We start from the raw sequence: 2,554 nt of genomic DNA on the forward strand, positions 1-2,554 counted from the left end.
GGGAGCGTTCCGGCTGAGGGCGGCGCGGTCCGCGCCTAACAATCGAATAGCGCACCGACGGGAACCCGTACAGTACAAAGGCGCAACACTGTACAGTATGCAAGCGCGATACTGGAGAGTATGCAGGCGCGATACTGTACAGGTGCGCGTCCCGCGAATAAGGCGCTTGCCAGGCACGCAAATACGGCAGAGGGGTTTGATTCAGCGGGACGCCGAACCTGCGGCAAATTCGGTCGTTACCCCGCGCTTTGCTGCCTTATGTGCCGAGTTCTTTCAGAAAACTCGGTCGTTCGGCTGCCGCCGAACGCCGTTGACAGCGCGCGAGGTCGCCGCTATCATCTCCGCACGGCGGCGCTCGTCCGCCGGTCAGCACAGAGAGGCATTTTGTGGAATACGCTATCGAAAAGCAGCACGCGAAAGGCAAGCTGCACGCAATAGAACGGATTAACGCGCTGGTCGACGCCGGCTCCTTCGTGGAGGTCTACTCGCGGGCGCGGCACAGCTCGACCGCGTTCGGAATGGATACAAAGGACATACCCTACGACGGCGTCATAACCGGCTTCGGGACGGCGGGCGGCAGGCGGGTCGCCGTGTACGCGCAGGACTTCACGGTGCAGGGCGGCTCGCTCGGCAAGGTGCACGGCGACAAAATCGCCGAGCTTATCGAGAGAGCCATAGAGTACCGCTGCCCGGTCGTCGGAATCAACGATTCGGGCGGCGCGCGCATTCAGGAAGGCGTCAACTCGCTCGCCGGCTACGGCAGCATTTTCTATCAGAACACCCGCGCGTCGGGCTATATCCCGCAGATTTCGGTCGTCGCCGGCCCCTGCGCGGGCGGCGCGGTGTACTCGCCGGGAATCACCGACTTCATCTTCGCCGTCGAGGGAATCAGCTACCTGTTTATCACCGGACCAAAGGTGGTGAAGAGCGTCATGTTTCTCGACATAAGCGAGGAGCAGCTCGGCGGGGCGGCGATTCACGCGCAGAAGAGCGGCGTGGCGCATTTCCGCGCCCCCACCGAAGCCGACTGCTTCGATAAGGTCAGGAAGCTGCTGGATTATATCCCGCACTATTGCGGCGAAACGCCGGAAGCGCGCCCCTTTGCCTACGACGAGGCGGCTATGCGGCGGGATATTGCGGGAATCCTGCCGGAGCGGAGCACGCAGGGCTATGATATACGGCGGGTCGTCCGCTGCGTCGCCGACGAGGGCAGCTTCTTTGAGGTCTCCGAGGAGTTCGCCGTGTCGGTGGTAACGGGCTTCGCCCGAATCGAGGGCAGAACCTGCGGCGTCATTGCGAACAATCCCGCTGGTCTGGGCGGAATCATGAACTGCGACGCGAGCGACAAGGCGGCGCGCTTCGTGCGCTACTGCGACGCCTTCGACGTGCCGCTTTTGACCTTCGTAGACATACCGGGCTTTATCCCCGGCGCGGAGGAGGAGCAGAAAGGAATCATCCGGCACGGCGCGAAGCTGATTTACGCCTATGCCGAGGCGACGGCGCCGAAGGTAACGGTGATTACGCGGAAGGCTTACGGCGGCGCGTATATCGCCATGTGCTCCAAGCATCTGGGCGCGGACTTCGTGTTCGCGTGGGAGGGCGCCGAAATCGCCGTTATGGGCGCGGAGGGCGCGATACAGATTCTGTACGCGAAGGAACTGAAAGACCCGGCGCAGACGGAACTGGTGCGGCAAAAGGCGGCGGAATACCGCGAGACGGTTATGACTCCCCAAACGGCAGCCGAGCGCGGCTATATTTCCGACGTAATCAGCCCCGCCGACACGCGGGCGAAGGTTGCCGCCTGCTTCCGGCTGCTCGCCGGCAAGAAGGCGCCGCGCCGCCTTGAAAAGAAGCACGGGAATATCCCCCTGTAAAGGCGATACCCGTGCTCCGCACGGGTATCGTTCGAGTTTCTTGAGGAAACTGTCGCAAGCCTACGGCTTGCTTACCGAGTTTGCTTACGCAAACTCGCGGTGCGTATAGGCAGGTGCCTGCCTTTTTTCCGCCCTTCGGCAAGCTTGCACGGTAGGCTCGCGGGGCTTCGCTTTTCGGCATATCGCTCGGTAGGCAATTGGACAGCGCCCTCCGCCCTCCGGTAAAGCCCCGCTCGGCAGACAACTGGGCGGGAGCCTCGACAGACAACTGCGCATGAAGCGGGCGTTTGGCAGGCTTGCTCGGCAGCTCTGCTGGTGGAAACCGCCGGCATATCGCTCGGTAGGCACGGTAGCCGCTTACCCGTATTGCGGCTCTCTTTCGCCCCTCGGCAAACCTTCTTGATAAACACGGTAGGCGCTTACCCGTAGTATGGCATTTAGGCTTTCGCCCCCGGTAGACTTGCTCGGCAGACAACTGCACGAGACACCCGCCCGCGCCGCGTTCGGGCATAAAAAAAGAGCGGGGCTTTTGCCCCGCTCTTTCGTGTCCTGCCTCTGTGCCGACTGTCGGTCGGATCGTTCGGTAGACAACTATGCGGAAACCGCCCGCGCCCGTCGGCAAGACCGCTCGGTAGCCCCGCTGGTGGAAACCACCAGCAAAGCCTTCTTGATAAACACGG

At 62.3% G+C, this 2,554-nt stretch carries 2 protein-coding genes; both read left to right on the top strand.

Going from position 1 to position 2,554, the window contains the following annotated elements; genetic code table 11:
• Positions 1–386 precede the first annotated feature (386 nt).
• Positions 387–1,874 (top strand): acyl-CoA carboxylase subunit beta, encoded by a 1,488-nt coding sequence (locus AWU74_RS04900; RefSeq protein WP_062328201.1) that lies wholly within the window; start codon positions 387–389, stop codon positions 1,872–1,874.
• A gap of 430 nt (positions 1,875–2,304) precedes the next feature.
• Positions 2,305–2,554, top strand: a 250-nt coding sequence (locus AWU74_RS10365) for a hypothetical protein (protein WP_162504838.1), incomplete at its 3' end; no start/stop codon positions are given.

Source organism: Treponema endosymbiont of Eucomonympha sp. (assembly GCF_001028545.1).